The sequence below is a fragment of the Methylophilus sp. 14 genome (assembly GCF_015354345.1).
Classification (GTDB): domain Bacteria; phylum Pseudomonadota; class Gammaproteobacteria; order Burkholderiales; family Methylophilaceae; genus Methylophilus.
Map to the genome: position 1 here is coordinate 33,477 of NZ_JADKYS010000008.1, position 23,950 is coordinate 57,426.

Sequence of the window (23,950 nt, forward strand, 5' to 3'; positions counted from 1 at the left end):
AGTATGCCTATGGAACACACTTTACCAAGATTCAGTATCGGGCTGGTCAATTACAAAACCCTGGATTTGACCCGCACTTGTTTGAATTTCCTCAAAAGCCATTTTGACAGTGGCGCGCTGGATGCCAATCGGGTGGACGTGTGGGTGGTAGATAACGACTCCGCCGACGAAAGCACTGCCTATTTGCGCAGTCTGGACTGGATACACCTGATTGAGCGCCCGTCGCCTGGTAAGGAGCAGGGGTTTGCCGCGCATGGCGAAGGCCTGGACCTGATTTTGGGTGCCATCCAGTCGGACTATCTGTTTTTGATGCATACCGATACGTTTATTTATGAGCCGCAAATTTTTATTGAGTGTTTGCAGCGCATGCAACGTCAGCCTGCTATTGCCGCCATTGGTTGCTTGCATCAATTGAACCGCGGGCATCTACGTTTGTTCTGGCGCGCGTTTACCGGTTTTTTCAAATACCATAGCCGCCGCCTGAAACAACGTATGGGTTTGCCTGCACGCCAGGCCAGGCCTTATATCGAACCTTACATTAAAAGCTTTTTCGCTTTGTGGAACGTGGGTTTGATGAAGCAGCTGGGTTACCGTTTTTATATGGAACAGCAAATTCCAGGCTATGTGCTGCAAGACAAGCTGACAGCACAAGGCTATGTCATCGAGCGCATGTCGCCTGCCAGGTTGTTCCGCTATCTTGACCATGTCGAGGCCGGCACGGTGGGCCTTGTGAGCGGTTATACGGCGCAGAACCGCCGTTTGCAGCGCAAGCAGGCCATGCTTAAACAATTACAGTCACAGCAGGAACAGACAAAATGACGATCTCAGACGGGGTATTGCCGATTGAAATGGCGCATGGTTTTACGCTAGATGCGCAACAGGCCAAGGACATAGGGAGTCTGTTGTCTGAGGATTATGCGCAGGCGCAGCCTTTTCCACATGCTGTCATTGACGATATTTTTCCCACGGCGTTTACGCAGTTGCTGCTGGACCACTTTCCGCAAGACCCCAAAGCGCATGACAAAGTCTATGAAAAGGGTTATGGCGGCACGCATAAGCGGCAGATCTCGCCGTATGACTGTGACGAAACGCTGCGTGCGGCGTTTGCCTTATTCAATTCTGCCCCGATGCTGCAGTTTATTGAGGCGTTAACGGGCATGAAAGGGCTGTTGCCTGACCCGTATTTTGCCGGTGGTGGCCTACATGAGACCTCGGCAGGCGGTTTGCTGGGTATTCATGCCGATTTTCAGGTGAATGAAGGCTTGCAGCTTTACCGCCGCGTGAATATGCTGGTGTACCTGAATCAGGACTGGTTGCCGGAGTACGGCGGTAATTTAGAGCTATGGGACAGGCAAATGCAGGCCAAGCAGCAAACGGTGGCGCCTGTGTTTAACCGCTGTGTGATTTTTAATACCGATGCTGACAGTTTTCATGGGCATCCAGATCCGTTAACGACGCCGGACGGCGTGACGCGCCGCTCGATTGCACTGTATTACTACCAGGCCTTGCCTATTCCTAATGAGGAAGGCGAATCACGCCATACCTTGTATGTGGCGCGCCCGCATGACGATGCAGCGACCAAGTCGCAAGTCAGAAAAATGATGAAAAAACGCGATAAACGCGCGAAAAAGTTATTCTCTGGCCAATCAGGCTGGCTACAACAACTCACGCAGTGGTGGAAATCCCGCTAATGGGTGCAATGCCTGACGCGATCATCGCGCCTGACCTATGTGAAGTGGTGGATGCTGCCAGCGGCGCTATCCGGCTGGCTGACCAGACTGCGCTGACACAGTTGACGGCTGTGCGCGTGTTGCCGCAGCGGCGCTGGGTATTCCGTGCGCAATGGTCTGGCAAGGCCGTCTTTGCCAAGGTGTTTGTGGGTGCGCAAGCCGCGAAATACGCTGCGCGTGACGCGCAAGGGGTAGGTTGGCTCACACAGGCAGGCCTGGCGACCCCCGCCTTGCTATGGCAAGGCGAGTCTGCTGACCAGCGCGCCCGTGTGTTGATCTATGCGGCGATTGCGCCAGCCGATAATGCGGATGTGTTGTACCAATCGCTGCCATCTGCGCAAGGTTTGGCATTGCTCAAGCAACTGGTGCAAACCTTGGCGGCACAACATGCTGCCGGGCTGATACAAACCGACTTGCATCTGAAGAATTTCCTGCTGGCCGATGGTCAAGTGTGGTCGCTGGATGGCGATGGTATTCAGCAAGCGCGCTTGAGCAAGCGTCGTGCGTATCGCCAACTGGCTGAGTTGCTCTCTAAAATTCAAGTGCTGGATCAACATGCCTGGGTGGCGCCATTGCTGGCCGCCTACGATGCCGCGCGCGGCTGGCAGGCTACATTAGTCCCTGCGACATTATTGGCCTGGGCCAAGCAAATGAAAGCACAAGAAGTCGAGCGCTATGTGACGCGCAAGATTTTCCGTACCTGCAGCGATGTGACCTGGCAGCAAACTAGCCAGAGTGCGCAAGCGGTGAGTACCACAGGCGGTTTGCATGTGACCGACTTGCCTGCACTGGAAGTGGCCATGCATGTTGGTCAGGTATTAAAACCAGGCAACACCTGCACCGTCGTGCATACGCATCTGCAAGACCAGTCTGTGGTCATCAAGCGTTATAACATCAAGGATTGGCTGCATGGCCTGGGTCGCGCCTGGCGCCCTAGCCGTGCCGCGGCCTCGTGGCGCAATGCCCATCGTCTGCAGTATTACGGCATGCTGACGCCACAACCTTTGTTGATGTACGAGCGCCGTTATTGCGGCATGCGAGGACGGGCTTACTTTGTGTCTGCTTATAGCCCCTGGCCGGATGCGCAGGCTTTTTTTCAGCAGTGCCACGATCAAGCGCTACGTCAGCATGTGGTCCAGCAACTGGTGACATTGTGTTACCAGTGGTTTTTACTTAAGGTGTCACATGGCGACATGAAGGCCAGTAATCTGCAAGTGACGGATCGGGGCGATATTGTCGTCATTGACCTGGATAGCATGCAGCAGCATCGCCGCACGCAAATGGCCTTGCGCGCACATGCCAAAGACATCCGCCGCCTGTTGCAAAATTGGCAAGCCGATACTTCCCTGTATAATGCGCTGGTAAAGTCGTTTAGCCTGATTTATCAGGATCATACGCCACTCAAACTGGCGGGCATTTCCATTTAATTATTTAGTCATTACGCGAGTTTCTGCATGATTGTTTTAGGTTTATCCGGTGCCTTGGGGCATGACGCTTCTGCTGCCATTTTAGTGGACGGCAAGATTGTCGCTGCGGCGGAAGAAGAGCGTTTTATTCGCGACAAGCACGCCAAGAATCACTGGCCTTACGAAGCTGCCAAGTTCTGCCTGAAACAGGCAGGCATTACACCGGATCAGGTGGATGTCGTCGCTTTCCCGTATGGTGAAATCCCACTGACATCGGCTGCGCGCTGGCATTACGCCAAACGCTACTGGTATGCGCCGGACCGTGCACTGGATGCGATTTTTAACGGTAACCGCCGTTTCCGTCGCAACCGCGACAAGTCGCTCAAACTCATGCAGGATATGGGCCTGAAAAATGCTAAATATGTGCCGGTCGAGCACCATCTGGCGCATGCCTCCAGTGCTTACCATTTGAGTGGCTTTAAAGAAAAAACAGCGATCGTCGGCATTGATGGCAAGGGCGAATACGCCACTACCTTTTTTGGTTATGGCGAAAATGGCAAGATCCACAAAATAAAAGAATTCTATGACCCAGACTCGCTAGGCGGCTTGTATGGCGCGATCACGGAGTTTCTGGGCTTTGAAATGCTCGATGGCGAATTTAAAGTCATGGGCATGGCCCCGTACGGCGACCCGAAAAAGTATGACTTGAGCCGTCTGGCCAAGTTTGAAAACGGCGAACTCATCATCAATACCGAATACGTCAATGTGGTTGGTTTGCGCCGCTACAAAGAAACCAGCCCAGATGGTAAATCTAAAGGCTTTTACTTCACGCCCAAACTCATTGAGTGGTTAGGCCCGAAACGGGAAGGCGATGAAATTGACGACCCGTACATTCATTATGCGGCCAGCGTACAGCAATTGCTGGAAGACCTGGCGCTACAGATGATTGAGTATTACCTGGGCGATATCATCCGTGAGACCGGCAAAATTGTGATGGCGGGTGGCGTTGCGCTCAACGTAAAACTGAACCAGCGCATTATCTCCTTGCCGCACGTCAAAGAGTTATTTGTACAACCTGCTTCTGGTGATAATGGCACCAGCCTGGGCGCCGCCACGTACGCTGCCCATCTGGCAGGCGAAACCATTCATAAAATGGAGCACGCTTACCTCGGCCCGGCTTATAGCAACGATGAATGTATTGCCGCTTGTGAAGCACATCCGGCAAAACCGGTGTTTACCCGTGTGGAGGATGGTCCACGCAAGGCTGCCGAATTGCTGGCTGCCGGCAATCCGCTGGCCTGGTTCCAGGGCCGTATGGAGTTTGGTCCGCGTGCTTTGGGCTGCCGCAGTATTTTGGGTGATCCTAGCTTTCCGGGTGTGGCTGACCGCATCAATGCGCAAATTAAATACCGTGAGCGCTGGCGGCCATTCTGCCCCAGCATGCTGGACCGTATTGCGGCGGATATCCTGCAAACCGAGCATCCGGCGCCTTACATGACATTCACCTTTGATGTGAACCCGGCCTGGAAAGCGCGGATTCCGGAAGTGGTACATGAAGATGGCACTGCACGTGCGCAGATTGTGACTAAAGCCACCAATCCGCGCTACTACGCGCTGATTGAGCATCTGGAGCAGTTGCGTGGCAATGGCGTGGTACTCAATACCTCGCTCAATCGCCGCGGCGAGCCGATGATTTGCAGTCCGACCGATGCCTTGAACATGTTCTATGGCTGCGATCTCGAGTATCTCATGCTGGAAGATATCCTAGTCACCAAATCTGCCTGAAGACTGGCTTGAAGCGTGTCGCTTCAAGCTGGTTTTGCCAAACGGTGTATATTGTTTTAAGTCATTGAATCCTCTAAAAAAACCATCAAATTTGGTAATTCAGTTTGACGTCTTGCACCAGTTTGGCGATAATCGCAGGTAGGGAACCTGTTTGGATTCATATATATTACGACCCTAAACTGTGACTAAATAGCAAGTTCAAAGCAGTTCATCAGGATAGTTCATCAGGTAGTTAAAACACAGTTGAGCGATAGTCAATGAAACAATCTCACATTGAAGTAACAGAACGCATCATCGAGCGTAGCCGTCCGACCCGTAAGGCGTATTTGCAGCGTATTGATGATTACCTGAACCGTGAAAAAGGCCCGGATCGTCTGGGCTGTGCCAACGTGGCGCACGCGTTTGCGGCGATGCCACAAAACGACAAGTTCAAGATTTATGCCGAGAAACCAACCCATATTGGGATCGTCACGGCTTACAACGAAATGCTGTCTGCACACCAGCCTTACGTGAATTATCCGGATATTATCCGTGATGAAGCCCGTAAGCATGGTGCAACCGTGCAGGTGGCAGGGGGCGTGCCAGCCATGTGTGATGGCATTACCCAGGGCGAACCAGGCATGGAGCTGAGCCTGTTTAGTCGCGACACCATTGCTATGAGTACTGCGGTTGCTTTGTCACATGATGTATTTGATGCCTCTTTGTTGCTTGGCGTCTGTGACAAGATCGTGCCAGGCCTGTTGATCGGCGCACTGCATTTTGGTCATTTGCCATGCGTGTTTGTACCTGCGGGCCCGATGAGCACCGGGATTGATAACACCTCCAAATCCAAAGTGCGTGAAAAATACGCGCAAGGGCTGTGTGACCGCGAAGAGTTGCTGGCGAGTGAGTCTGCGGCTTATCACGGTGCGGGTACCTGTACCTTCTACGGCACGGCCAACAGTAACCAGATGTTGCTGGAAGCCATGGGTCTGCATGTGCCAGGCGCAGCTTTTATCCATCCCCATGATGGCATGCGTGAAGATTTGACGCGTGAAGCCGTGCGCATGGTGATTCAGAACACCAAGAAGGATAGATTTGTGCCAATTGGCCGTTTGGTCGACGAGCATGTCATTGTCAATGCCATGGTGGCTTTGCTGGCCACTGGTGGTTCTACCAACCACTTGATCCACTGGGTAGCAGTGGCGCGTGCGGCCGGTATTATTATTGACTGGACCGATTTCCACTACCTGGCCAAGGCGACGCCTTTGCTGGCAAGTGTTTACCCTAATGGTAAGGCTGACGTTAATGAATTCCAGACCGCTGGCGGCCCTGGTTTCGTGATCCGTGAGCTGATCGAAGGTGGTTATATGTATCCGGATGTCTACACCGTGAGCGGTGGTGGCATGCGTGATTACGGTAAAAAGCCTGAGAAAACAGCGGATAAACTGGTGTGGACCGATTACCCGGCAGAAAGCGGCGATGAAACCATCGTACGTACGGCCGCGCATCCATTTAACGAATCTGGTGGCTTGCGTTTGCTCAAAGGTAATTTAGGTCGCAGCGTGATCAAGATTTCTGCCGTACCTGAAGACCGTCACATCATTGAAGCCCCAGCCATTGTGTTTGATGCACAAGAAGAGTTGCTGGCAGCCTTTGACCGTGGCGAGCTGGAAAGAGATTTTATTGCTGTCGTGCGCTTCCAGGGCCCTAAAGCCAACGGTATGCCTGAGTTACATAAACTGACACCGCCATTGGCAGTGTTGCAGAATAAAGGCTTCCGCGTAGCGATTGTGACCGATGGCCGTATGAGTGGCGCGTCTGGCAAGATTCCAGCCGCGATTCACCTGAGTCCAGAAGCCAGTGCCGGTGGTGCGATTGCCAAAATCCGCAATGGCGACATTATCCGTTTGAACGGTACGGTCGGCCAGTTGAACGTGCTGGTAGACGAAGATACCTGGGCTGAACGTGAAGCTGAAGAGCTTAGCGATGCCAAGCGTCATTACAATGCGCATGGCCTGGGCCGTGAGTTGTTTGGTGGTATGCGCCGCAATGTGCTGTCTGCCGAAGAAGGTGCGGTTACCTGGTTGTAAATTAAAAGTGCGTCGCAAGACGTCGTTGCAGATCGCTTGCCGTACTATTCGTACTGTCTGCGCTCCTGCGCCTAGTCTTGCTTAGCACTTTTAATTCACAGTGAAGCCCAGCGATTAGAAAACAATTTTTTTATTTTTTAGGTCAATATTCATAACATGAGCACATTAGAGTTAGCTAACCATGGCCCGGTAATCCCGGTTATTGTCATCAACAAAGTAGAAGATGCTGTGCCGATGGCAGAAGCATTGCTTGAAGGTGGCGTTAAAGTGCTGGAAGTGACTTTGCGTTCACCAGTTGCCCTGCAAGCCATGGAGCAAATTGCCAAGCACGTGCCTGACGCGATTTTGGGTTCAGGTACCGTACGTAACTTGAAAGATGCGCAAGCGTCTAAAGATGTTGGTTGCCAGTTTGCAGTGAGCCCAGGCTACACCACTGAGTTGGGTCAATTTGCCCGTAAAATCGGCCTGCCATTGTTGCCAGGCGTGTCTACCGGCTCTGAAATCATGATGGCGAATGCCGATGATTACTACTTCTTGAAACTGTTCCCAGCGGTGGCTGTGGGCGGTATCAACCTGCTCAAGGGCTTTGCTGGCCCGTTTGCTGACGTGAAATTCTGCCCAACCGGTGGTGTCAGCGTAGAGAGCGCGCCTAACTTCCTGGCATTGCCTAACGTGGTTGTGTGTGGCGGTACCTGGTTAACGCCTGCAGATGCAGTCGCAAACAAAGACTGGACGCACATCACTAAATTGGCGAAAGAAGCCTCAGCGATTGTGGCGGCTAAATAAGCAAGCAAATCACTGACGCAAATCGACTATAATGAAGGCTTGTAGCAATACAAGCCTTTTTTATTATCTAGCCTATGTCACAGCGCCCAGACCTTACACGATACAAAACCATTGTGCTTGATTGCGACGGTGTCGTCCTCAACAGCAACCAGACCAAAATCGATGCCTACTACAATACGGCCAAACGTATGGGTGGCACTGATGCGCAAGCGCAAGCCTTTGTCGATTACCACATCAAGCTGGGCAGTATTCCGCGTAACGACAAAATCCGTTATTACATTACCGAGATCATCAAGCAACCTCTGACCCCTGAGCTATTTCAGGCGTTTATGGATACGTTTACCGTCATTCTTGATGAAACCCTGATGCAATGTGAAGTAGCGCCTGCCTTGCACGACCTGAAGCAGAAAACGGCACAAGCGCAATGGATGCTGATGTCAGGCGGTGATCAGGAAGAGCTCAGGAGTATTTTTCCACGCCGTGGCCTGGATACTTTGTTCGAGCTGGGCATCTATGGTGGCCCGACCAAAAAGAACGAGCATCTGGCGCAGCTGATTGCCGATGGCAGCATACAGTTCCCGGCCTTGTTTATTGGCGACAGCCGCTTTGATCATCAGGCATCCACAGGGGCAGGGCTGGATTTTATTTTTGTGGCTGACTGGACGGATATGCCGGATTGGAAAGCTTACTGTAAGGAACATCAGGTTGTGGTGTGTCATCATCTCGAACTGCAGCCTTATGAGGCTTTTGTCTAACTTCTCTGTGTTTGCCCGATGAAACCATCTAATCATGCCGTGTTCCGGCTTTTTTTATTACTGACGACCTTACATATGCTGTGGGTGACTTGGGGATTTTTCTCTGAGGGTGTCGCTGCGGCTACTCATATTTCCTGGTTGTTTCATCTGACTGCCTGGGGATTTTATGCGTTTCTCTACAGCCTGATTGTGGTGTTACCAGCTTGGCTGAGCAGCATATTTCTTAAACGTCATTCACGATTATTGGCAGCATTGGCTGTTGGCCTGACAAGTGCGGGCTTGATGTTTATCAAGTCAGACCTGATGATTTATGACTTGTACCGTTTTCACTTTAACGGTTTTGTCTGGAACTTGATGACGACCAAAGGCGGCATGGCCTCTCTCGGCACCAGTGGCGCGACTTATATTGCCATTGCCTGGTCTGTGCTGCTGGTGATTTCGCTGCAACTTTTGTTCTGGTTCATGAGCTTACGCCTTGAGCAAGTAACACTAGCTAGACGTTCTGCAGTTGCGGTATGGCTGGTTGCACCACTCATGTTTGCAACCCAAGGCTTGATTTATGGCATTAGTGATGTCAAAAATATAGGCGCAGTATTGGATACGGCAGAGGTTTATCCATTTTATCAGCAGATATTAATGCGTAAGCTGGCTGCCAGGTTTGGCATGGAGATCGAGCGTAATCGTAGTCATAACCATCGTTTATCAGTAGATACTGCGAGATTGCATTATCCTTTGCAGCCACTGAATTACCAGGCAGTTGATCATCCACCTAATATTATTATCTTCGCTGCCGAATCGTTGCGTTGGGACAGGTTGACGCCGGAAATCATGCCGAATGCATGGCAGCTTGGCCAAGAGGGCGCGTTGTTTACCCAGCATTATTCCAGTGGTAATGGTACGCGGGAAGGGCTGTTTGGCATGTTCTACGGCTTATATGGCTCATATTGGGCGAGTTTTCTACATGCCCAGCAATCGCCATTGCTGATGGATAGATTGCTGTCACTGGACTATCAGTTTGATTTGCGTACCAGTGCTAAATTCTCTTATCCGGAGTTTAATAAAACCTTATTCGCCAAGTTTCCATTAACTGATTTGCATGAGGCCGATGAGGGCATGAATCCCTGGCGTCGTGATGAGTGGAATGCCAGTCAGCAAATTGCTTTTCTAAAGCAGCGGGACCGTAGCAAACCATTCATGAGTTTCTTCTTTTTTGAGTCTACACATGCCAGATATGACTTTCCGGATCAGGCAGTGGTGGCTTCGCCGTATTTGGGGGATGTGAATTACTGGGGGATGTCACGTGCCTCACTGCAACCACGCATTGGTGAATTTAAAAACCGTTACTCCAACGCCGCACATTGGATTGATATGCAAATTGGCCGTGTGCTGCAAGAGTTACGTGCGCAGGGCTTATTGGAAAATACCATCATTATCATTACTGGTGATCATGGAGAAGAGTTTCTGGAGAAGGGCAACTGGGGGCATAACTCTACGTTTGTTGAAGAGCAAACCCATGTGCCTATGGTGATGTGGATGCCTGGTCAGCCGCACGCTGAGGTTAAAAGTGTCACCAGCCACCTGGATATTTCACCGACTCTGTTGCAAGCGTTAGGGGCGCCAGCGGATGCATCGACTTATTCGTTGGGACGCAATATTTTCTCGACGCAGCAACGGGACTTTATCGTTGTGAGTGATTGGAGAACGATAGGCGTCATGACGGATAATATGAAGTATCGGATTGCTTATCAGCAAAACGGTATGAAGCACTATGTGCCAACCGGGCGCGATGATGCTGTGCTGAATGCTGAGCAGCAGACTGCTCGCACAGAAGAGCATCAGCCGCAATTATTGCAGGCGATCAAGAATTGTTCGCGTTTTCTGGCCAGCTTTAAAGACTGACAAATGAAACAAGTTGTAGAATTTTGTGCTGAGAATGAGATGCCGCCAGAAATTCTGGCGCGCCCCGATCTATTTGAATACCTGATGCAAGTTGAAGGGCAGGTGTTCCGTGCAGTGGCGACCAGGCAGACGGTCAAAGTGAAGTTCGGACAGCGCTATTATTTTATCAAGCGCCACCATGGTGTGGGCTGGCTGGAGATTTTTAAAAACTGGATGACCTTCAAACGCCCAGTGGTCAGTGCCCGTAATGAAGTAGCGGCGATTCAAGCGCTGACTGACCTGAATATTCCAACAACCCCATATGTCGCCCATGGAGTGCAAGGCTGTTTGCCAGCAAGCTTACGCTCTTTTGTCATGACCGAAGATCTGGGGGATATTGTCACGCTGGAGGATGTTGCCATCAATTGGCAGACACAGCGGCCACGGTTGCAGTATAAACGGGCGCTGATTCGACAGGTGGCTGAAATTGCCGGTAAGCTACATGCACATGGCATTTATCACCGTGATTTTTACATTTGCCATTTTTGCTTCAAACGTCAAGACGATGGGCAATGGCCCCCTGCATTATATGTGCTCGATTTGCACCGGGTTGAAATACATCGTCCGCCTTCTGTGCCTATGCAAATCAAAGACTTGGCTGCTTTGTATTTCTCGGCTATGGATGCGCGGTTAAGTCGTGGCGACTGGCTGACTTTTTTCAAGCATTACTATTCGGCATGGCCAGGTCAGGATTGGCGTGCCCAGATGGGGGCTTCAGTATGGCAAGCCGTGCGTGCCCGGGCACAAAAGCTGTATATCAAATATCAGAGGAAATTACGTAGTGGCGTAGCCATGTAAGCGCCGCCACTACGATTTGGCTATTAGATAGTACCGTGCAGCTTGGTATAAATCATCCCGGCCAGTTCGAAGTCTTCATGGTAATCAATATCTACCACCATATGGTTAGTTTCAAACAGATATGGGTTCACGCCAATATGGTAGTGAAAACGGTTGACGGTTTCACGTTTGAGAATAAACAGACTCCACAGCACAGAATACAGCTTAGGTAAGTCTTGCGATACTTTGTGCCAGTAGCCAAAGCCATAGTTCACAGGATTACCTTTGGCGTCCAGCAAATGACCTTTAAATGGCTTTACAGCCACTAGGGAGTCATAGTCATTACGCACGGTTTTCCAAGCCTCCAGCGCTTCTTTAAACTGATTAAATAGCGGGGAGGTGACCTGTATCCACATGATGTCATCATCACCTGGCAGCGGGTCGGTCAACGCTTTCACCAAATCGGGCTGATAGATTTTGTTGCCTGTCAGTGAATCATCGCGCTGCATGAAATGAAAACCATATTTATCACACAAAGGTTTGACCAGCTCTGCACTTTCAGAAGACACATAGACATTCTCAGGTGACTCAAATGTCAATATTTGCTTGGCTTTGATATCAAACAGGGAGTCGTCTTTATAAAATGGACGAATGTTCTTATGTGGTATGCGGGTTGAGCAGGTTTGTAATGGAATAATAATTTTCATAATGTGTTCATTTCAAAGAGGATGTTTCCTCGTTTATCTGCTGCAAAGCCTCGGTAAAGGCAATTTTGGGAATGATAGCTGCTGGTAAGGCACTATTTAGGGACAGATTATATAACTTAACACCCGTTTTTTCACTGGCTTGACGTGCCAGTTCAAAGCAACCACGGATATGTGGTTCGTAATAGCGTAAAAAGTCGGGAGCAGGATTGTTCTTGTCAGCGTAAAAATGCGCTTTGCCTGTGCCACCCAAGTCCATGCCTACGATGTAAATGGCGCGATAGCCCAAACCAAATGCCAGTTGTACCGCCCAGGTGGCGACTGTTTTGCCTGCAAACACCCCTTTTTGCAGGTTGTGGCTAAAACCAATCGCCCGGCAATATGGCAGCAGATCCTCGGCCAATGCGATGTCCGGGTCTTGTTGAAATTGTTGCAGGCATTGCTTAATACTCCATCGCGCAATGCCATATTTTCTGGTTGCGGATTCGATTAAGTAAATATTGCCTTGCTGCAATAGTTCCGGTGCGCGTTCGGCAATAATACTCAAGCCTTCAAAGCTGAAAAAACAGTTTGCACCAGAGTGAATAGCGGCAGTCACACACTCCCATTGCCGTTCAAATACGCGATGATCGACAATGATTGTATGCGTAGGTGTCAGTCCACTATCTACAAACTTCTTGATGGCGCAGTTGAGGCTGATCGTAGGGTAGGTCGCTATTTTGTGCAGATCAACCTCGGCCAGGGAAGGGCCAGATGCCACGATCCAACAAGGCCCCTGCATGGATTTACTCAAGATATGGCTAAACGGAATGCGGGCTAGCGGTTGCTGCTGCCACAAGAGTGTGCAGTGTGTGTCATCACGTATGAGGTCAAAGTCAGGGTGACAGTTATACTGGTGTTTGAACTGTTGACCCAAACGCAAGCGGCGCAACCCCGCACGCCACTTTTTAGAAAGTTTCCCGATCAGAGACATGAGTACCTGCACCCCAAATAGATACGCTTAGTTTTTATCAGTGTTTTTATATTATTTTTCAGTGGTGGCCGGAGCAACAGCACTGTCAGCATTTATCTTATCAGACTTGATAAAGATATACGCTTTGGATTTTTTGCGCCAGCCGTAGAGTGTTTGCGTTAACACAAAATGGTGGGTGTGCAGCAATTTTGTCGCATACGACTCATAGGCAGGAATGTCATGATGAGGGCTGATGACATAAATGTCATAGGCATCAATTTGTCCGTTCGCTTCCGTTTGTTTAAGTAGTTTATAGCCATCTATGCGATCGAGAAATGGCTGTTTGGCATAAAACCTGGCGTTTTCGGTGTCATAAAACACGCGCGAGTCAGCTGCATTGATTTTTTTAACCGCATTCACCGCATCGCGGTCCAAATCAATCGCCTGATGGTCCCACACATTGTTAAGTGCCATCAGTGCCATGATCAGCATCCATAAACGGATCACCCAGCGTGGCCAGCACCGCTCAAAATGGCTGATGGCAAAGGCGGCCATGCATAGCATGACAATTCCGCTGGCGATCACGTAGCGGCTGGATAAGACAAAAGTGTTCAGAATAATCACAGTGCTGACCACCAGGCCAGTAATGAGTGTGAGCGCAATCAGCCTTTGCATGTGGATGTTGATGCTGCCCCACCATGCGCGTTTGGGCCAGGCGAGTAATATCAACGTTGGGTAGCCCGCAACTTTGACTGTTTTGAGTAGGATGATGAGTAGCAGGGAACACCACAAACTGATACTTGCATAGTCATCCAGTAAGTTGCCTAATACTTGTTGGCCGAGTATTTCGGCTTTTTGATGAATGAAGTCTAAACGGTAAGTAAACAAATTAGTTAGTTGCAACAATACCTCTTGTAATCTGCCTAATTGTTGAGACTTGATGGTGCCTGACAATATAGCAATGAACAGGGTTGTCACGATGGAAATCAGCAGCAAGTTAGTGATCAGCCATCGGCGGATTTTCTGGCGCAAGTCTGTTGCCGGCGCAATAAAATTCAGCAGTGGAATCGCGACCAGATATGCAATGGCTTCAATTCTAAACAGCGTAGCAATTGCCATGCATGCCTGAAATGCGAGCGCTTGTTTGAGTTGATGCGACTCTGCGTATCGACACCAATAGACCAATCCCCAGGTATAAGCTGCCCAGAATCCTTCATCCCGCAGCAGCATGCCTAAAATATCACCGACGAGATAGGTGGTAGAGAATAATAACCACACTCCCCAATGTAGGGTGCGGTGCTTGGCCCCGGCGACCATCAGCAACTGTTGAAAGCCAGCGACAAATAAAACAAAACAGGCAGCATTCAGACACTGGGCCGCTGTTTGGATTTCCAGCTCAGTGAGCGTATGAATGAGTGCCACCAGAGCTGCATATAATGGCCATTGGAATAATTTAAAAGCGGCTGCCCAGTCTTTGGCGGCCAACAGTCTTGCTTGTTCAAAATACAACAAGGAGTCATTGTTCACCCAGCCGTGCTGGTTAGCCATCACTTTTATCGCGATCAGCAGTGCTAGCAACAAATAGAACCAGCGCCATACACGGAGGCTGATTGGCTTGCTATACGTGATTAAAGGGAGTCTGGCAAACATCGCTAGTGACTTTCGCTGTGGGCAGGAAACAGCTGCATAATAATTTTTTCCGGGTGCATTTGTCGTAAGCAATTCAAATGCCCCAGTGGGCACACGCGCTCAAAACAGGGGCTGCACGATAGCCCCAGGTATTGCACCACCGCGGCAGGGTGCATGGGCGGTGTATGTTTGGGATCGGACGAGCCGTAAATGGCAATGAGTTTTTTATCGAGTGCCGCGGCTACGTGCATGAGGCCGGAATCGTTGCTGATCACAGTGTGGCAAAGCGACATGAGGTCGATCGCTTCGCCCAGTTTTGTGCGGCCAGCCAGATCCACGCAACGTTGTTGAGTCTGTTGCTGGATGCTAGCTGTCACGGGTTTATCTTTGTCTGAGCCAAATAACCAGACTTGCCAGCCTTGCTGCAAGGCGTGATTGGCCACTTCTGCATAGTATTCCGCAGGCCAGCGTTTAGCTTCGCCGTATTCCGCCCCTGGACACAGGCCGAGTACTGGCTGTTGTGTATCGGGGATGTTGAGTTTGGCTAACAGGGTGTTTGCATGCTTGGGGTCTGCCAGCAAGGCTGGTTGCGGTAATGAACCAGGTAGCACAGCATTCTTGGGTAAGCCAAGGGCAACAAAGCGCTCTACCGTTTTTTTGAGCACGCTTTTGTCAAGCGCGCGCATATCATTGACCAGGCCATAGCGCATTTCACCTTTAAAACCGGTACGCACCGGAATCTTGGCGGCCCACGGCAAAATGGCGGATTTCAGGCTATTGGTTAATAGAATCGCCTGAGTGAATCCTTGCTTGGCGAGTTCTCGCCCCAGTTTAAAACGCTCACGCAATGCCAGGTCGCCATGTTTAAACGGCAGGGCAATCGCGTTTGAGACTTCTGGCATTCTTTCCAGCAAGGGCAGCGTCCAGGCGGGTGCGGCGACAGTGATCTGGCAATCTGGCTGCTCGATTTTCAGTTGCTTGAACAGGCTTTGTGCCAACACCATGTCGCCCACCCAGGACGGGCCCATCACCAAAATCTTGTTCATGCGTGCATTTTTTTAATCAGGTTAGTGGTGCTGCGACCTTCGACCAAGTCAATCAGGGCAATTTCGCCGCCCCATGACAAGACTTCTTTGCCGCCAACCACCTGGTCAGCCGTGTAGTCGCTGCCTTTGGCAATGACATTAGGTTGAATGGCATTGATCAGGGTAAGCGGTGTGTCTTCATCGAACAAAATCACCGCGTCGACGGATTCTAAGGCAGCCAATACGCGGGCACGGTCTTTTTCATTGACCACCGGCCGGGTTGGGCCTTTGAGTGCTGAGACTGATCGGTCGGTATTCAAGCCTAAAATCAGCTTGTCACCGCGTTTTTTCGCGCCTTCGAGATAGGTCACATGCCCGGCATGCAGCAGGTCGAAGCAGCCATTGGTAAACACAATTTTTTGGCCTTGTTGTTTCCAGTTGGCGACTTTATGCAACAACTCCGGCAGCTCACTCACTTTATGCGCTTGCTCGCTGCCTTGGGCGGTGGCAATCGCATCGATCAGGTCAGCTTTGGTGATCGGCACCGTGCCCACTTTGCCGACGACCACACCAGCAGCGATATTGGCCAGAGACAGGCTATCCAGTGCGCTTAAACCATGCATCAGACCTGCAGCCAGCGTGGCAATCACTGTGTCACCTGCGCCTGAAACATCGAATACCTGTTTGGCGGTGGCACTTAAGTGATCAGTCTGTTCTGTGATCAGCGTAATGCCTTCTTCGCCACGGGTGACGGCCAGAAAATCCAGTGCCAGGCTGACTTTAAGTGCGCGCGCCTTGGCTATCAATGCCGGATCATTAGTATGCGTGTCGCAAGCTTCTGCGGTCTCTTTTTTGTTAGGCGTCAGGGCCGTCGCACCACGGTATTTGTCGTAGTTGCGTCCTTTCGGGTCAACCAACACAGGAATATTGTGCGCGCGACCGTAGTGAATCACTTGCTGGCACACTTGTTCTGTCAGCAGCCCTTTGGCATAGTCTGACAAAATAATCAGCGCAGGTTGTTGTTGCAACGCCGTCTGTATGGCTTGCGTGACTTGCTCAGCCTCTGCGTCAGATAAGGCACCAGTGACCTCCTGATCCAGCCGCATCATTTGCTGATGCCCGCCGAGAATGCGGGTTTTGGCGATGGTCGGGCGCGTGGGCGTCGTCAGCATGGCTTGCGTATCAATGCCATACTCTGACATCGCGGCCATTAAACGCTGGCCTTCATGGTCATTGCCAATCAAACCTATCATGCGCGTGTGTATGCCCAGCAATGCCAGGTTGGCTGCCACGTTGGCTGCACCGCCGGCACGCTGTTGTTCAGACTTGATCAGCACCACAGGCACCGGCGCTTCAGGTGAAATGCGGTTCACTTCGCCCATCAGGTAGCGATCCAGCATCACATCGCCGATCACCAGCGCGTGTTGTGGATGCTCGCCAAAATGGGCAACCAGGTTTGCAATGCTAGGATTCATCAGGATTCCAGAATTTCACACAGGCAATGGCCGATAAAGATATGCGCTTCCTGGATGCGCGCCGTGACGCTGGAAGGCACCACGATATTGTGTGTGCAAAGCGTATTCATTTTGCCGCCGCTACCGCCCGTTAAACCAATAGTCGTTGCGCCGATCTCGTTTGCCGTTTCAATCGCACGTACCACGTTGGCACTGTTGCCGCTGGTGGTGAGGCCAATCAAGACGTCTTCCGGGCGGCACAAGGCTTCTACCTGGCGCGCAAAAATATAGTCATAGCCATAATCGTTGCCGACCGAAGTCAGAATAGAGGTATCTGTAGTCAGCGCGATAGACGGCAAGCCTTTACGCTCTTTCTTAAAGCGGCCGACGATCTCGGCAGCAATATGCTGGCTATCTGCCGCGCTACCGCCGTTACCGCACAGCAGCACCTTGCCACCACGCTGAATGCAATCACGCAACAAGTTACCCACATCGCTAATGAGCGGGAACAGGGGTTCCAGCGCCTGGAACATGGCTACATGGGCGGCGTGCTCGCCTTTAAGGTATTCAATATGGTTCATATCGCTCACAGTGTTTGATGGCAGTTATGCGTAAGGGTCTTCTTGCATCAAATAGTTCTGTACATAATCTTTCACGCCTTCTTCCAGCGTGGTGAAAGGCTTTTTATAGCCTGCCTGGCGCAGCTTTTGCATCTCGGCCTGGGTGAAGTACTGATACTTGCCTTGTAAATCTTGTGGCATGTCGATATACGTGATGTTAGGCTCGCGCGTCATGCTGGTCATCACATTCGTCGCCAGGTCTTTAAAACTGCGCGCCTGGCCAGTGCCAATATTGTAGATTGCGCTGGCAACCGGTTTGTTTTTGAGTGCAGCCTCTAAAAAGAAGCCCATCACATCCGCCACGTCTTTCACATAAACAAAGTCACGCAATTGCATGCCGTCTTCCACGCCAGCTTTGGTGCCTTTAAACAGGCGCATGGTGCCAGTTTCTTTAAACTGGTTAAAAGTGTGGTAAGCCACGCTGGCCATGCGCTCTTTATGGTATTCGTTTGGCCCGTAGACATTAAAAAACTTGAATCCCGCCCAGGCCGGTGGCGTGACATGTTTCTGCGCGACTTGCTGTAACACCCACTGGTCAAAAAAGTGTTTGGAGTAACCATAGCCATTTAATGGGCGCAGGTTCTCAATGCTGGCATCGTCGTAGCCTTGCTCGCCGCCGCCATACGTCGCCGCAGAGCTGGCATAAAAGAAGGGGACTTCATACTCGGCACACCAGGACCATAAGTCCTGTGAATAATGCATGTTATCTGCCACCAGTTTGTTAAAGTCACGCTCAGTGGTTGCGCTGATGGCACCCATATGAATCACCGCAGTGATGTCATCGTTATCTTCGAGAAATTCAAACAATTGGTCTTTATCCAGGTATTCGGCATAGTGCCTGTGTACCAAGTTTTGCCACTGATTCTCGTGCGTGATGCGGTCAACAATCACCAGGTCTTGCCGACCCAGTTTGTTGTTCAAATGCCAGGCCATGATAGAACCAATCATGCCGGCGCCACCGGTGATAACGATCATAAGGAAACGATAAAAACGTTAAAACGCGATTATAACGCGTAATCGGTGTGGGCTGGCAGTGGAATGAAGCGGTGGCTGCCTGCACGCCAGACATTACTCGTATGTGAAAGTCATTCTGCGGGCAGTCGTCAGGCGTGTGAGGTGCATTCGTTAGATCATGTGAGGCTTGCCTTGCAAGACTTTTTATGGATGTATTTGCTAAATAACTCGAGGTGCCGGACGATTTAGCTACTGATTAAAGAGTCTCTTCATCAAATGGCTGATGAAATCTCTTTTTGTGCTGATAAACATGTGAATCAGAATGAAATAGCCATCAATCTCATAAATAATCCTTGTCTGTCTGACCAGCCTGTATTGGATGTGATTAATTCCGAGTTCTTTTAATTCTTCAATTGGGCTCCCAGATTGAGGGTTGCTTTTAATGAGAGTGAAGGCCGTTTTATATTCATGATTGACCTCATTCCATATCATGTCGCCAAATTCTCTTTTCACATACTGCTTGATCTCTTTAAATTCTTCCTTGGCGCTATCAAGAATCACAAAATGACGAGACACGATTAGTCATCCATTTCATTAAGGAACTGTTCTGCATCGCTGAATTTTCCTGCTTGAAACTCTTTTCTCCCTAGCGCAAGCAGCTTGAGCAGCGCCATCGTTTCCTTCTGCTTCTCATACTCATGAATGTCCATCACCACCATCTTGGCTTCACCATTCTGGGTGATGATGATGGGCTCAGGATTTTCAGCGAACTCTTTGACGATGTCTGCCGCACTGGTTTTCAGATAGGTGATGGGCCTAATGTGTTCAGCGAGTGGCATGGAAACTCCTTAACTATTTTAAGGGTAGAATAAGGACTAAATTTTGTCCTGTCAACGGTGATGGCGTTTCTTGGGCTAGGTGTAATGCTTGTGCGGCCTCAGGGGGGTGTGCATTTTATGTTTTTATTTGGGTGGGTCTAGGCTTTAACGCGGATTCTTGTGCTTCAAGGACAAATCGTGAAGTAGGGCATAACCGCTTCTGTTGTACCCATTGGACTGATTATGTATCAATGATTGGAAGTGTTCGATAGTTTAAATATGTCGGACTGTATCGAGTCCGACCTACGCGTAATTTAATTATTTAGTTGAACTTATTGCTTAAGTTCTTGGCTAGGCGACTAGCGCCCGCAGCAGCTCCTAATCCTCCAATAATACTCCCAATTAGAGTCCCGACTCCTGGAAGTATTGCGCTACCGATAGCCGCACCAGCTACAGCTCCGCCTAAGCCACCTGCATTCGTTGCAGCACTTTCTGCAGTTCGTCGCTTAACTTCACTTAAATCAATGTCTCCTTTCGAGTACTTGTATACAGTGTAACCTGTCTCAGCAATAAATATTGCTGCAGTAACAGGTGCGCCACCTCTAAGAATGCTAGTTGTTTGACTTACACTGGTGCGAGCAGCTAAAGCTGCTCCGGACGTTGTTGAAGCTGAATAGGTGGCAGCTTTTGCCGTTTCAATTCCCGCTTTAGCTGCAACTGCCTGAGGGACTTGAAGGTTATAACGCGTAAAATCAGAGACAATAATCTTTGCCCAAGTGTTGTTGCGATCTGTTGCGGCGATTTTGCCAGCTCTCACTAGTGCATCTGCAGTTCGACTAGCCTGTCGATAAACCTGCTTAGCCAATTCGTTGTTCATTTGTCCTGCAGATGTCATGATCATGTATTTCTCTTTCTTTAACTGTGGAAGTTAAACATTTTTACAGCTATTATAAAACGGTTTAAGTCTTTGAAACGACTTTAATTTTTTAAGTTTAGAGTTATTGTTTAGCTCTCATTTCATTCGCAAGTTGTTTACTCGCTTGTGCCTCAGCTTCAGCCTTTACATGGTCGAACTCATTACTCACCCAACCCTGTAAATGCTCTAGCGTAATATCGCGCATGGCTTCAATCCAAACTGCCTCGCTATTGAGTGCAGGAATATAGTGGTAATCACCGCCACCCACAGATTGAAATAAATGTTTGCCTTCCATGGCGATTTCTTCCAGGGTTTCCAGGCAGTCGCTGCTAAAGCCAGGGCAGACGACGTCTATGCGTTTAAGTTGTTGTTTGCCCAGGGCATCCAACGTATTGGCGAGGTAAGGCTGTAGCCATTCTTGGCGGCCAAAGCGGGATTGGAAGGCGATTTGGTATTGCTCTTTGCTCAAGCCTAAGGCTTCGGCCAGCAAGCGGCCGGTTTTATGGCATTCGCAGTGGTAGGGGTCGCCTTTGAGCAAGTGAAATTTAGGCACGCCGTGAAAGCTCATGACCAGTTTTTCGGGTTTGCCGTTTAATTTCCAGTAGGCCTGAATATGGCTCGCCAGCGCTTGAATATAGCGCGGATGGTCGTGGTAATGCTTGATGGTGCGAATAGCAGGCACATTGCGCATTTTAAGCAGTACGCGCCACACGGCATCTAACGCGGCGGCGGTGCTACTGGCCGCATATTGCGGATACAGCGGGAACACCAGAATACGGTCACAGCCTTGTGCTTTAAGTGACTCTATGGCGCTTTGCATGCTGGGGTTGCCGTAGGTCATGCCGAGTTCGACGGCAAAGGGCGAATTGATTTTTTGTGACAGGTAACCTTGCAGCAACTTCTTCTGTTGCTGGGCGTAGACCATGAGTGGCGAGCCTTGGTCTGTCCAGACACTGGCGTATTTTTCAGCTGATTTTTTCGGGCGAATCACCAGGATGATGCAGTGCAAAATCCAGCACCAGATGAAGCGTGGGATTTCGACCACGCGTCTATCCATTAAGAATTGCTGCAGATAAGGCCTGAGGGCCTTTGCCGTTGGGGCTTCAGGCGTCCCCAGGTTGGCTAAAAGTATCCCCACTTTTGCTTGGCTGCCGTGGGTGTAAGCAGGCTCTGGTTTGTAATAGCTCATACGGGCATTTTAAGCGAATAAAAGCCCGTATGACGTTTGCCGGTTAAAAAAGTGCCGTGCGCCTGTGAGTAGGCGCACGCTAAGCATTATTTTTTGTCGATCTGGTTACCGATCACGCCACCGATGGCTGCACCGCCGACCGTACCAATCGCGCTACCACCCGTTAACACGGCACCACCAACCGCACCGATACCAGCACCTAAGGCGGTACTTTTGCCACGCGTACTCATGGAGCCACAGGCAGTCGTGCTCAGGCACAGCACTAACAAGGCTGTCCAGATCAGGGATTTATGCAAAGATTTTTGATGGGCGCTGTTCATTTGATCTCTCCACAGTGAATAAATAGTGGGGTCAGTGTAAGCATGCGAACATTTCTGTTGTAGCAGGTTAAAGCTGATAGTATTGTCAGAACCCTCTGACAAATGTAAAGAAGCAGGCTACTGGTTGGATAGGGCGTTTGACAGCAGTTTGGCCGTCACGTCTACAATCGGGATAATGCGCTCGTAAGCCATGCGCGTTGGGCCAATGACGCCCAGTGTGCCAACGACCTGGCCATCGACTTCATAGGGGGAGGTCACCAGGCTGCATTCGTCCAGCGGCAGGTAGCCGCTCTCGCCGCCGATAAAAATCTGTACGCCATCCGCGCGCTGGCTATGGTCCAGCAATTGCATCAGGGCCGTGCGGCGTTCAAAAATCTCAAACAGTTTGCGCAGGCTGCCGACGTTGGTCGAGAGTTCATCGACTTGCAGCAGGTTGCGTTCGCCCGCAATCACCACGGTTTCCTGCTCAGAGGATTCTGGCTGGCTGGCGGCTTCAAGCGCGGCGGACATCAGGCGGTTAATGTCCACTTGCATTTGCTGTAGTTCTTGCTTGAGTTTGGCTTGTACTTCTTCCAGCGAAAGCCCGCGGCAATGGCTGTTAAAGTAATTGCTGGCAGCAGTCAGTTCGCTGGCGCTAAAGGCTTTGTCAGTGAGCAAAATACGGTTTTGTACCTGGCCATCTTCAGTGACCAGGATGACCAGGATTTTTTTATCATTTAAATGCAGAAACTCCAGGTGTTTCAACACGTTACGTGTACGCTTGGGAATCATCACCAATCCGGCAAACTGCGTCAGTTGAGATAGCATGTCGGCTGCGCTGTTAATCAGTGCTTGCGGATTGGGTGAGGTCAGCCCGGTTTTGAGTTGCGCCACGGCGCGCTGGTCTATCGGCTGTACGGTCATGAGCGAGTCTACAAACAGGCGATACCCTTTTTTGGTCGGCACGCGGCCAGAAGAGGTGTGCGGACTGGTGATAAACCCTAATTGTTCGAGGTCGCTCATGACGTTGCGTATGGTCGCCGGACTGACATCCAGGCCTGAATGCTGGAGCAGGGTACGTGAGCCTATGGGTTGACCTTCGCTGATGTAATGTTCGACCAGCGTTTTTAGCAAAATTTGCGCGCGTTTATCCACTTTTAACCACCTTGTTGCCGTGTTTGAAATTTTGCACCATTTACGCTCAGGATAACAGCCCCTTGCGCTTTGCAGTTGTGGGCTTCTATGCTTTAATGCGGCCATGCAATCTACATTCCGCTCAGTCGCCATTGTTGGAAAATACATGGACGCCACCGCCTTGCAGCACATGCAAAGTGATTTGACCCGTTTGGCGCATCATCTGCTGTCGCACGGCTTACATGTTTGCATTGAAGAGCGCACGGCACAGTTTGTAGATGATGAAGGCTTTGAACTGGCGAGCCTGGAAGATATTGGCACCAAAGCTGACCTGGTGATTGTGATGGGTGGCGATGGCACCATGCTCAGTGTCGGACGTGCCTTGCGTGATACCGGCGTGCCGCTGGTCGGCATTAACCGTGGTCGCCTGGGCTTTTTGACCGATTTGCAAACAGACCATATGCTGGTTGAGATTGATAAAATCCTGCAGGGTGAGCATCAGCTTGAGTCGCGCATGTTGCTGCAATCTGTGGTTACCCGTGCCGGAGTAGCCATAGAGCACACTGTTGCCTTGAATGATGTGGTGATTAAAAGCGCCTTTCGCCTGATTGAGCTGGAGGTGCATGTGGATGGGCAGTTCGTGTCGCGCCAGCGCTCAGATGGCCTGATTTTAACCACGCCAACGGGTACCACTGCTTATGGGTTGTCTGCCGGTGGCCCGATTATGCACCCTGACCTCGAAGCGATTTCGATTGTGCCAATTAGCCCACATACCCTGAGCTATCGGCCGATTACGGTGCCTGCTTGCAGCGTGATTGAGGTCATCGTGGTCAACGCAGCCGATGCCCAGATCAGTTATGACGGGCAAGGGCAATATCCATTGATGGTGGGTGACCATGTGCGCATTGAACGTGCGCCACAGCAAATCCAACTGGTGCATCCACAAGATTATTGCTATTTTGATATGTTGCGTAACAAATTAAACTGGGGCTAACCAAGCCCGCGCT

Annotated in this window: 23 protein-coding genes; 10 read left to right on the top strand and 13 right to left on the bottom strand. The window is 50.4% G+C overall.

Going from position 1 to position 23,950, the window contains the following annotated elements; all coding sequences use genetic code 11:
* The first annotated feature begins 9 nt into the window (after positions 1-9).
* From INP78_RS13750 to rfaP, 9 genes are all read left to right on the top strand, one after another.
* A complete protein-coding gene (locus INP78_RS13750) occupies positions 10-819 on the top strand; it encodes a glycosyltransferase (RefSeq protein ID WP_228522910.1) in 810 nt (269 codons plus the stop codon).
* Positions 816-1,691, top strand: a complete 876-nt coding sequence (locus INP78_RS13755; RefSeq protein ID WP_194742771.1) for a 2OG-Fe(II) oxygenase — start codon at positions 816-818, stop codon at positions 1,689-1,691. The genes INP78_RS13750 and INP78_RS13755 overlap by 4 nt, the downstream gene beginning before the upstream one ends.
* A gap of 8 nt (positions 1,692-1,699) precedes the next feature.
* On the top strand, positions 1,700-3,157 hold the full coding sequence (locus INP78_RS13760) for a lipopolysaccharide kinase InaA family protein (RefSeq protein ID WP_228522911.1): 1,458 nt from the start codon (positions 1,700-1,702) through the stop codon (positions 3,155-3,157).
* A 27-nt stretch (positions 3,158-3,184) separates the two neighbouring features.
* Complete coding sequence (locus INP78_RS13765; protein ID WP_194742773.1) at positions 3,185-4,921, top strand: carbamoyltransferase; 1,737 nt, start codon at positions 3,185-3,187, stop codon at positions 4,919-4,921.
* A gap of 257 nt (positions 4,922-5,178) precedes the next feature.
* On the top strand, positions 5,179-6,993 hold the full coding sequence (gene edd, locus INP78_RS13770; RefSeq protein ID WP_194742774.1) for a phosphogluconate dehydratase: 1,815 nt from the start codon (positions 5,179-5,181) through the stop codon (positions 6,991-6,993).
* 156 nt (positions 6,994-7,149) lie between these two features.
* Positions 7,150-7,779, top strand: a complete 630-nt coding sequence (gene eda / locus INP78_RS13775) for a bifunctional 4-hydroxy-2-oxoglutarate aldolase/2-dehydro-3-deoxy-phosphogluconate aldolase (RefSeq protein ID WP_194742775.1) — start codon at positions 7,150-7,152, stop codon at positions 7,777-7,779.
* A gap of 74 nt (positions 7,780-7,853) precedes the next feature.
* A complete protein-coding gene (locus INP78_RS13780; protein ID WP_194742776.1) occupies positions 7,854-8,534 on the top strand; it encodes an HAD family hydrolase in 681 nt (226 codons plus the stop codon).
* Positions 8,535-8,552: 18 nt separating this feature from the next.
* On the top strand, positions 8,553-10,433 hold the full coding sequence (locus tag INP78_RS13785) for a sulfatase-like hydrolase/transferase (RefSeq protein WP_194742777.1): 1,881 nt from the start codon (positions 8,553-8,555) through the stop codon (positions 10,431-10,433).
* A gap of 3 nt (positions 10,434-10,436) precedes the next feature.
* On the top strand, positions 10,437-11,270 hold the full coding sequence (rfaP, locus tag INP78_RS13790) for a lipopolysaccharide core heptose(I) kinase RfaP (protein WP_194742778.1): 834 nt from the start codon (positions 10,437-10,439) through the stop codon (positions 11,268-11,270).
* Between the two features lie 23 nt (positions 11,271-11,293).
* On the opposite strand, the gene INP78_RS13795 is transcribed toward rfaP, so the two are convergent.
* From INP78_RS13795 to hrcA, 13 genes are all read right to left on the bottom strand, one after another.
* Positions 11,294-11,956: a CMP-N-acetylneuraminic acid synthetase gene (locus tag INP78_RS13795; protein ID WP_194742779.1), complete on the bottom strand. Its 663-nt coding sequence runs from the start codon at positions 11,954-11,956 to the stop codon at positions 11,294-11,296.
* A gap of 7 nt (positions 11,957-11,963) precedes the next feature.
* Entirely contained in the window at positions 11,964-12,926 is a 963-nt protein-coding gene (locus INP78_RS13800) for a 6-hydroxymethylpterin diphosphokinase MptE-like protein (protein WP_194742780.1), read from the bottom strand.
* 51 nt (positions 12,927-12,977) lie between these two features.
* Complete coding sequence (locus INP78_RS13805; protein ID WP_194742781.1) at positions 12,978-14,486, bottom strand: hypothetical protein; 1,509 nt, start codon at positions 14,484-14,486, stop codon at positions 12,978-12,980.
* A gap of 71 nt (positions 14,487-14,557) precedes the next feature.
* Positions 14,558-15,580, bottom strand: coding sequence for a lipopolysaccharide heptosyltransferase II (gene waaF, locus INP78_RS13810; protein WP_194742782.1), 1,023 nt, complete (start codon positions 15,578-15,580; stop codon positions 14,558-14,560).
* Positions 15,577-17,034, bottom strand: a complete 1,458-nt coding sequence (gene hldE / locus INP78_RS13815) for a bifunctional D-glycero-beta-D-manno-heptose-7-phosphate kinase/D-glycero-beta-D-manno-heptose 1-phosphate adenylyltransferase HldE (protein ID WP_194742783.1) — start codon at positions 17,032-17,034, stop codon at positions 15,577-15,579. The genes waaF and hldE overlap by 4 nt, the downstream gene beginning before the upstream one ends.
* A complete protein-coding gene (locus tag INP78_RS13820) occupies positions 17,034-17,594 on the bottom strand; it encodes an SIS domain-containing protein (RefSeq protein WP_194742784.1) in 561 nt (186 codons plus the stop codon). The genes hldE and INP78_RS13820 overlap by 1 nt, the downstream gene beginning before the upstream one ends.
* A 24-nt stretch (positions 17,595-17,618) precedes the next feature.
* The gene (gene rfaD, locus INP78_RS13825) at positions 17,619-18,608 is read right to left on the bottom strand and encodes an ADP-glyceromanno-heptose 6-epimerase (RefSeq protein ID WP_194742785.1); all 990 of its coding nucleotides are present in this window, start codon (positions 18,606-18,608) and stop codon (positions 17,619-17,621) included.
* Positions 18,609-18,836: 228 nt separating this feature from the next.
* Positions 18,837-19,163 carry a type II toxin-antitoxin system RelE/ParE family toxin gene (locus tag INP78_RS13830; RefSeq protein WP_194742786.1) on the bottom strand — a complete coding sequence of 109 codons (327 nt, stop codon included), beginning with the start codon at positions 19,161-19,163 and terminating at the stop codon, positions 18,837-18,839.
* A gap of 2 nt (positions 19,164-19,165) precedes the next feature.
* Entirely contained in the window at positions 19,166-19,426 is a 261-nt protein-coding gene (locus INP78_RS13835) for a type II toxin-antitoxin system Phd/YefM family antitoxin (RefSeq protein ID WP_194742787.1), read from the bottom strand.
* 301 nt (positions 19,427-19,727) lie between these two features.
* Positions 19,728-20,306 carry a hypothetical protein gene (locus tag INP78_RS13840; RefSeq protein ID WP_194742813.1) on the bottom strand — a complete coding sequence of 193 codons (579 nt, stop codon included), beginning with the start codon at positions 20,304-20,306 and terminating at the stop codon, positions 19,728-19,730.
* A 97-nt stretch (positions 20,307-20,403) separates the two neighbouring features.
* Entirely contained in the window at positions 20,404-21,510 is a 1,107-nt protein-coding gene (hemH, locus tag INP78_RS13845; protein WP_194742788.1) for a ferrochelatase, read from the bottom strand.
* 86 nt (positions 21,511-21,596) lie between these two features.
* On the bottom strand, positions 21,597-21,830 hold the full coding sequence (locus INP78_RS13850; RefSeq protein WP_194742789.1) for a glycine zipper 2TM domain-containing protein: 234 nt from the start codon (positions 21,828-21,830) through the stop codon (positions 21,597-21,599).
* A gap of 117 nt (positions 21,831-21,947) precedes the next feature.
* On the bottom strand, positions 21,948-22,964 hold the full coding sequence (gene hrcA / locus INP78_RS13855) for a heat-inducible transcriptional repressor HrcA (protein ID WP_194742790.1): 1,017 nt from the start codon (positions 22,962-22,964) through the stop codon (positions 21,948-21,950).
* Between the two features lie 103 nt (positions 22,965-23,067).
* Between hrcA and INP78_RS13860 the strand changes: the two genes are divergently transcribed.
* Positions 23,068-23,937, top strand: a complete 870-nt coding sequence (locus INP78_RS13860) for an NAD(+) kinase (protein WP_194742791.1) — start codon at positions 23,068-23,070, stop codon at positions 23,935-23,937.
* Positions 23,938-23,950 lie beyond the last annotated feature (13 nt).

Coding starts and splice junctions, on each gene's coding strand:
- INP78_RS13750 (WP_228522910.1), top strand. CDS start 10: ATGGAACACACTTTACCAAGATTCAGTATCGGGCTGGTCAATTACAAA.
- INP78_RS13755 (WP_194742771.1), top strand. CDS start 816: ATGACGATCTCAGACGGGGTATTGCCGATTGAAATGGCGCATGGTTTT.
- INP78_RS13760 (WP_228522911.1), top strand. CDS start 1,700: ATGCCTGACGCGATCATCGCGCCTGACCTATGTGAAGTGGTGGATGCT.
- INP78_RS13765 (WP_194742773.1), top strand. CDS start 3,185: ATGATTGTTTTAGGTTTATCCGGTGCCTTGGGGCATGACGCTTCTGCT.
- edd (WP_194742774.1), top strand. CDS start 5,179: ATGAAACAATCTCACATTGAAGTAACAGAACGCATCATCGAGCGTAGC.
- eda (WP_194742775.1), top strand. CDS start 7,150: ATGAGCACATTAGAGTTAGCTAACCATGGCCCGGTAATCCCGGTTATT.
- INP78_RS13780 (WP_194742776.1), top strand. CDS start 7,854: ATGTCACAGCGCCCAGACCTTACACGATACAAAACCATTGTGCTTGAT.
- INP78_RS13785 (WP_194742777.1), top strand. CDS start 8,553: ATGAAACCATCTAATCATGCCGTGTTCCGGCTTTTTTTATTACTGACG.
- rfaP (WP_194742778.1), top strand. CDS start 10,437: ATGAAACAAGTTGTAGAATTTTGTGCTGAGAATGAGATGCCGCCAGAA.
- INP78_RS13795 (WP_194742779.1), bottom strand. CDS start 11,956: ATGAAAATTATTATTCCATTACAAACCTGCTCAACCCGCATACCACAT.
- INP78_RS13800 (WP_194742780.1), bottom strand. CDS start 12,926: ATGTCTCTGATCGGGAAACTTTCTAAAAAGTGGCGTGCGGGGTTGCGC.
- waaF (WP_194742782.1), bottom strand. CDS start 15,580: ATGAACAAGATTTTGGTGATGGGCCCGTCCTGGGTGGGCGACATGGTG.
- hldE (WP_194742783.1), bottom strand. CDS start 17,034: ATGAATCCTAGCATTGCAAACCTGGTTGCCCATTTTGGCGAGCATCCA.
- INP78_RS13820 (WP_194742784.1), bottom strand. CDS start 17,594: ATGAACCATATTGAATACCTTAAAGGCGAGCACGCCGCCCATGTAGCC.
- rfaD (WP_194742785.1), bottom strand. CDS start 18,608: ATGATCGTTATCACCGGTGGCGCCGGCATGATTGGTTCTATCATGGCC.
- INP78_RS13835 (WP_194742787.1), bottom strand. CDS start 19,426: ATGCCACTCGCTGAACACATTAGGCCCATCACCTATCTGAAAACCAGT.
- INP78_RS13840 (WP_194742813.1), bottom strand. CDS start 20,306: ATGATCATGACATCTGCAGGACAAATGAACAACGAATTGGCTAAGCAG.
- hemH (WP_194742788.1), bottom strand. CDS start 21,510: ATGAGCTATTACAAACCAGAGCCTGCTTACACCCACGGCAGCCAAGCA.
- INP78_RS13850 (WP_194742789.1), bottom strand. CDS start 21,830: ATGAACAGCGCCCATCAAAAATCTTTGCATAAATCCCTGATCTGGACA.
- INP78_RS13860 (WP_194742791.1), top strand. CDS start 23,068: ATGCAATCTACATTCCGCTCAGTCGCCATTGTTGGAAAATACATGGAC.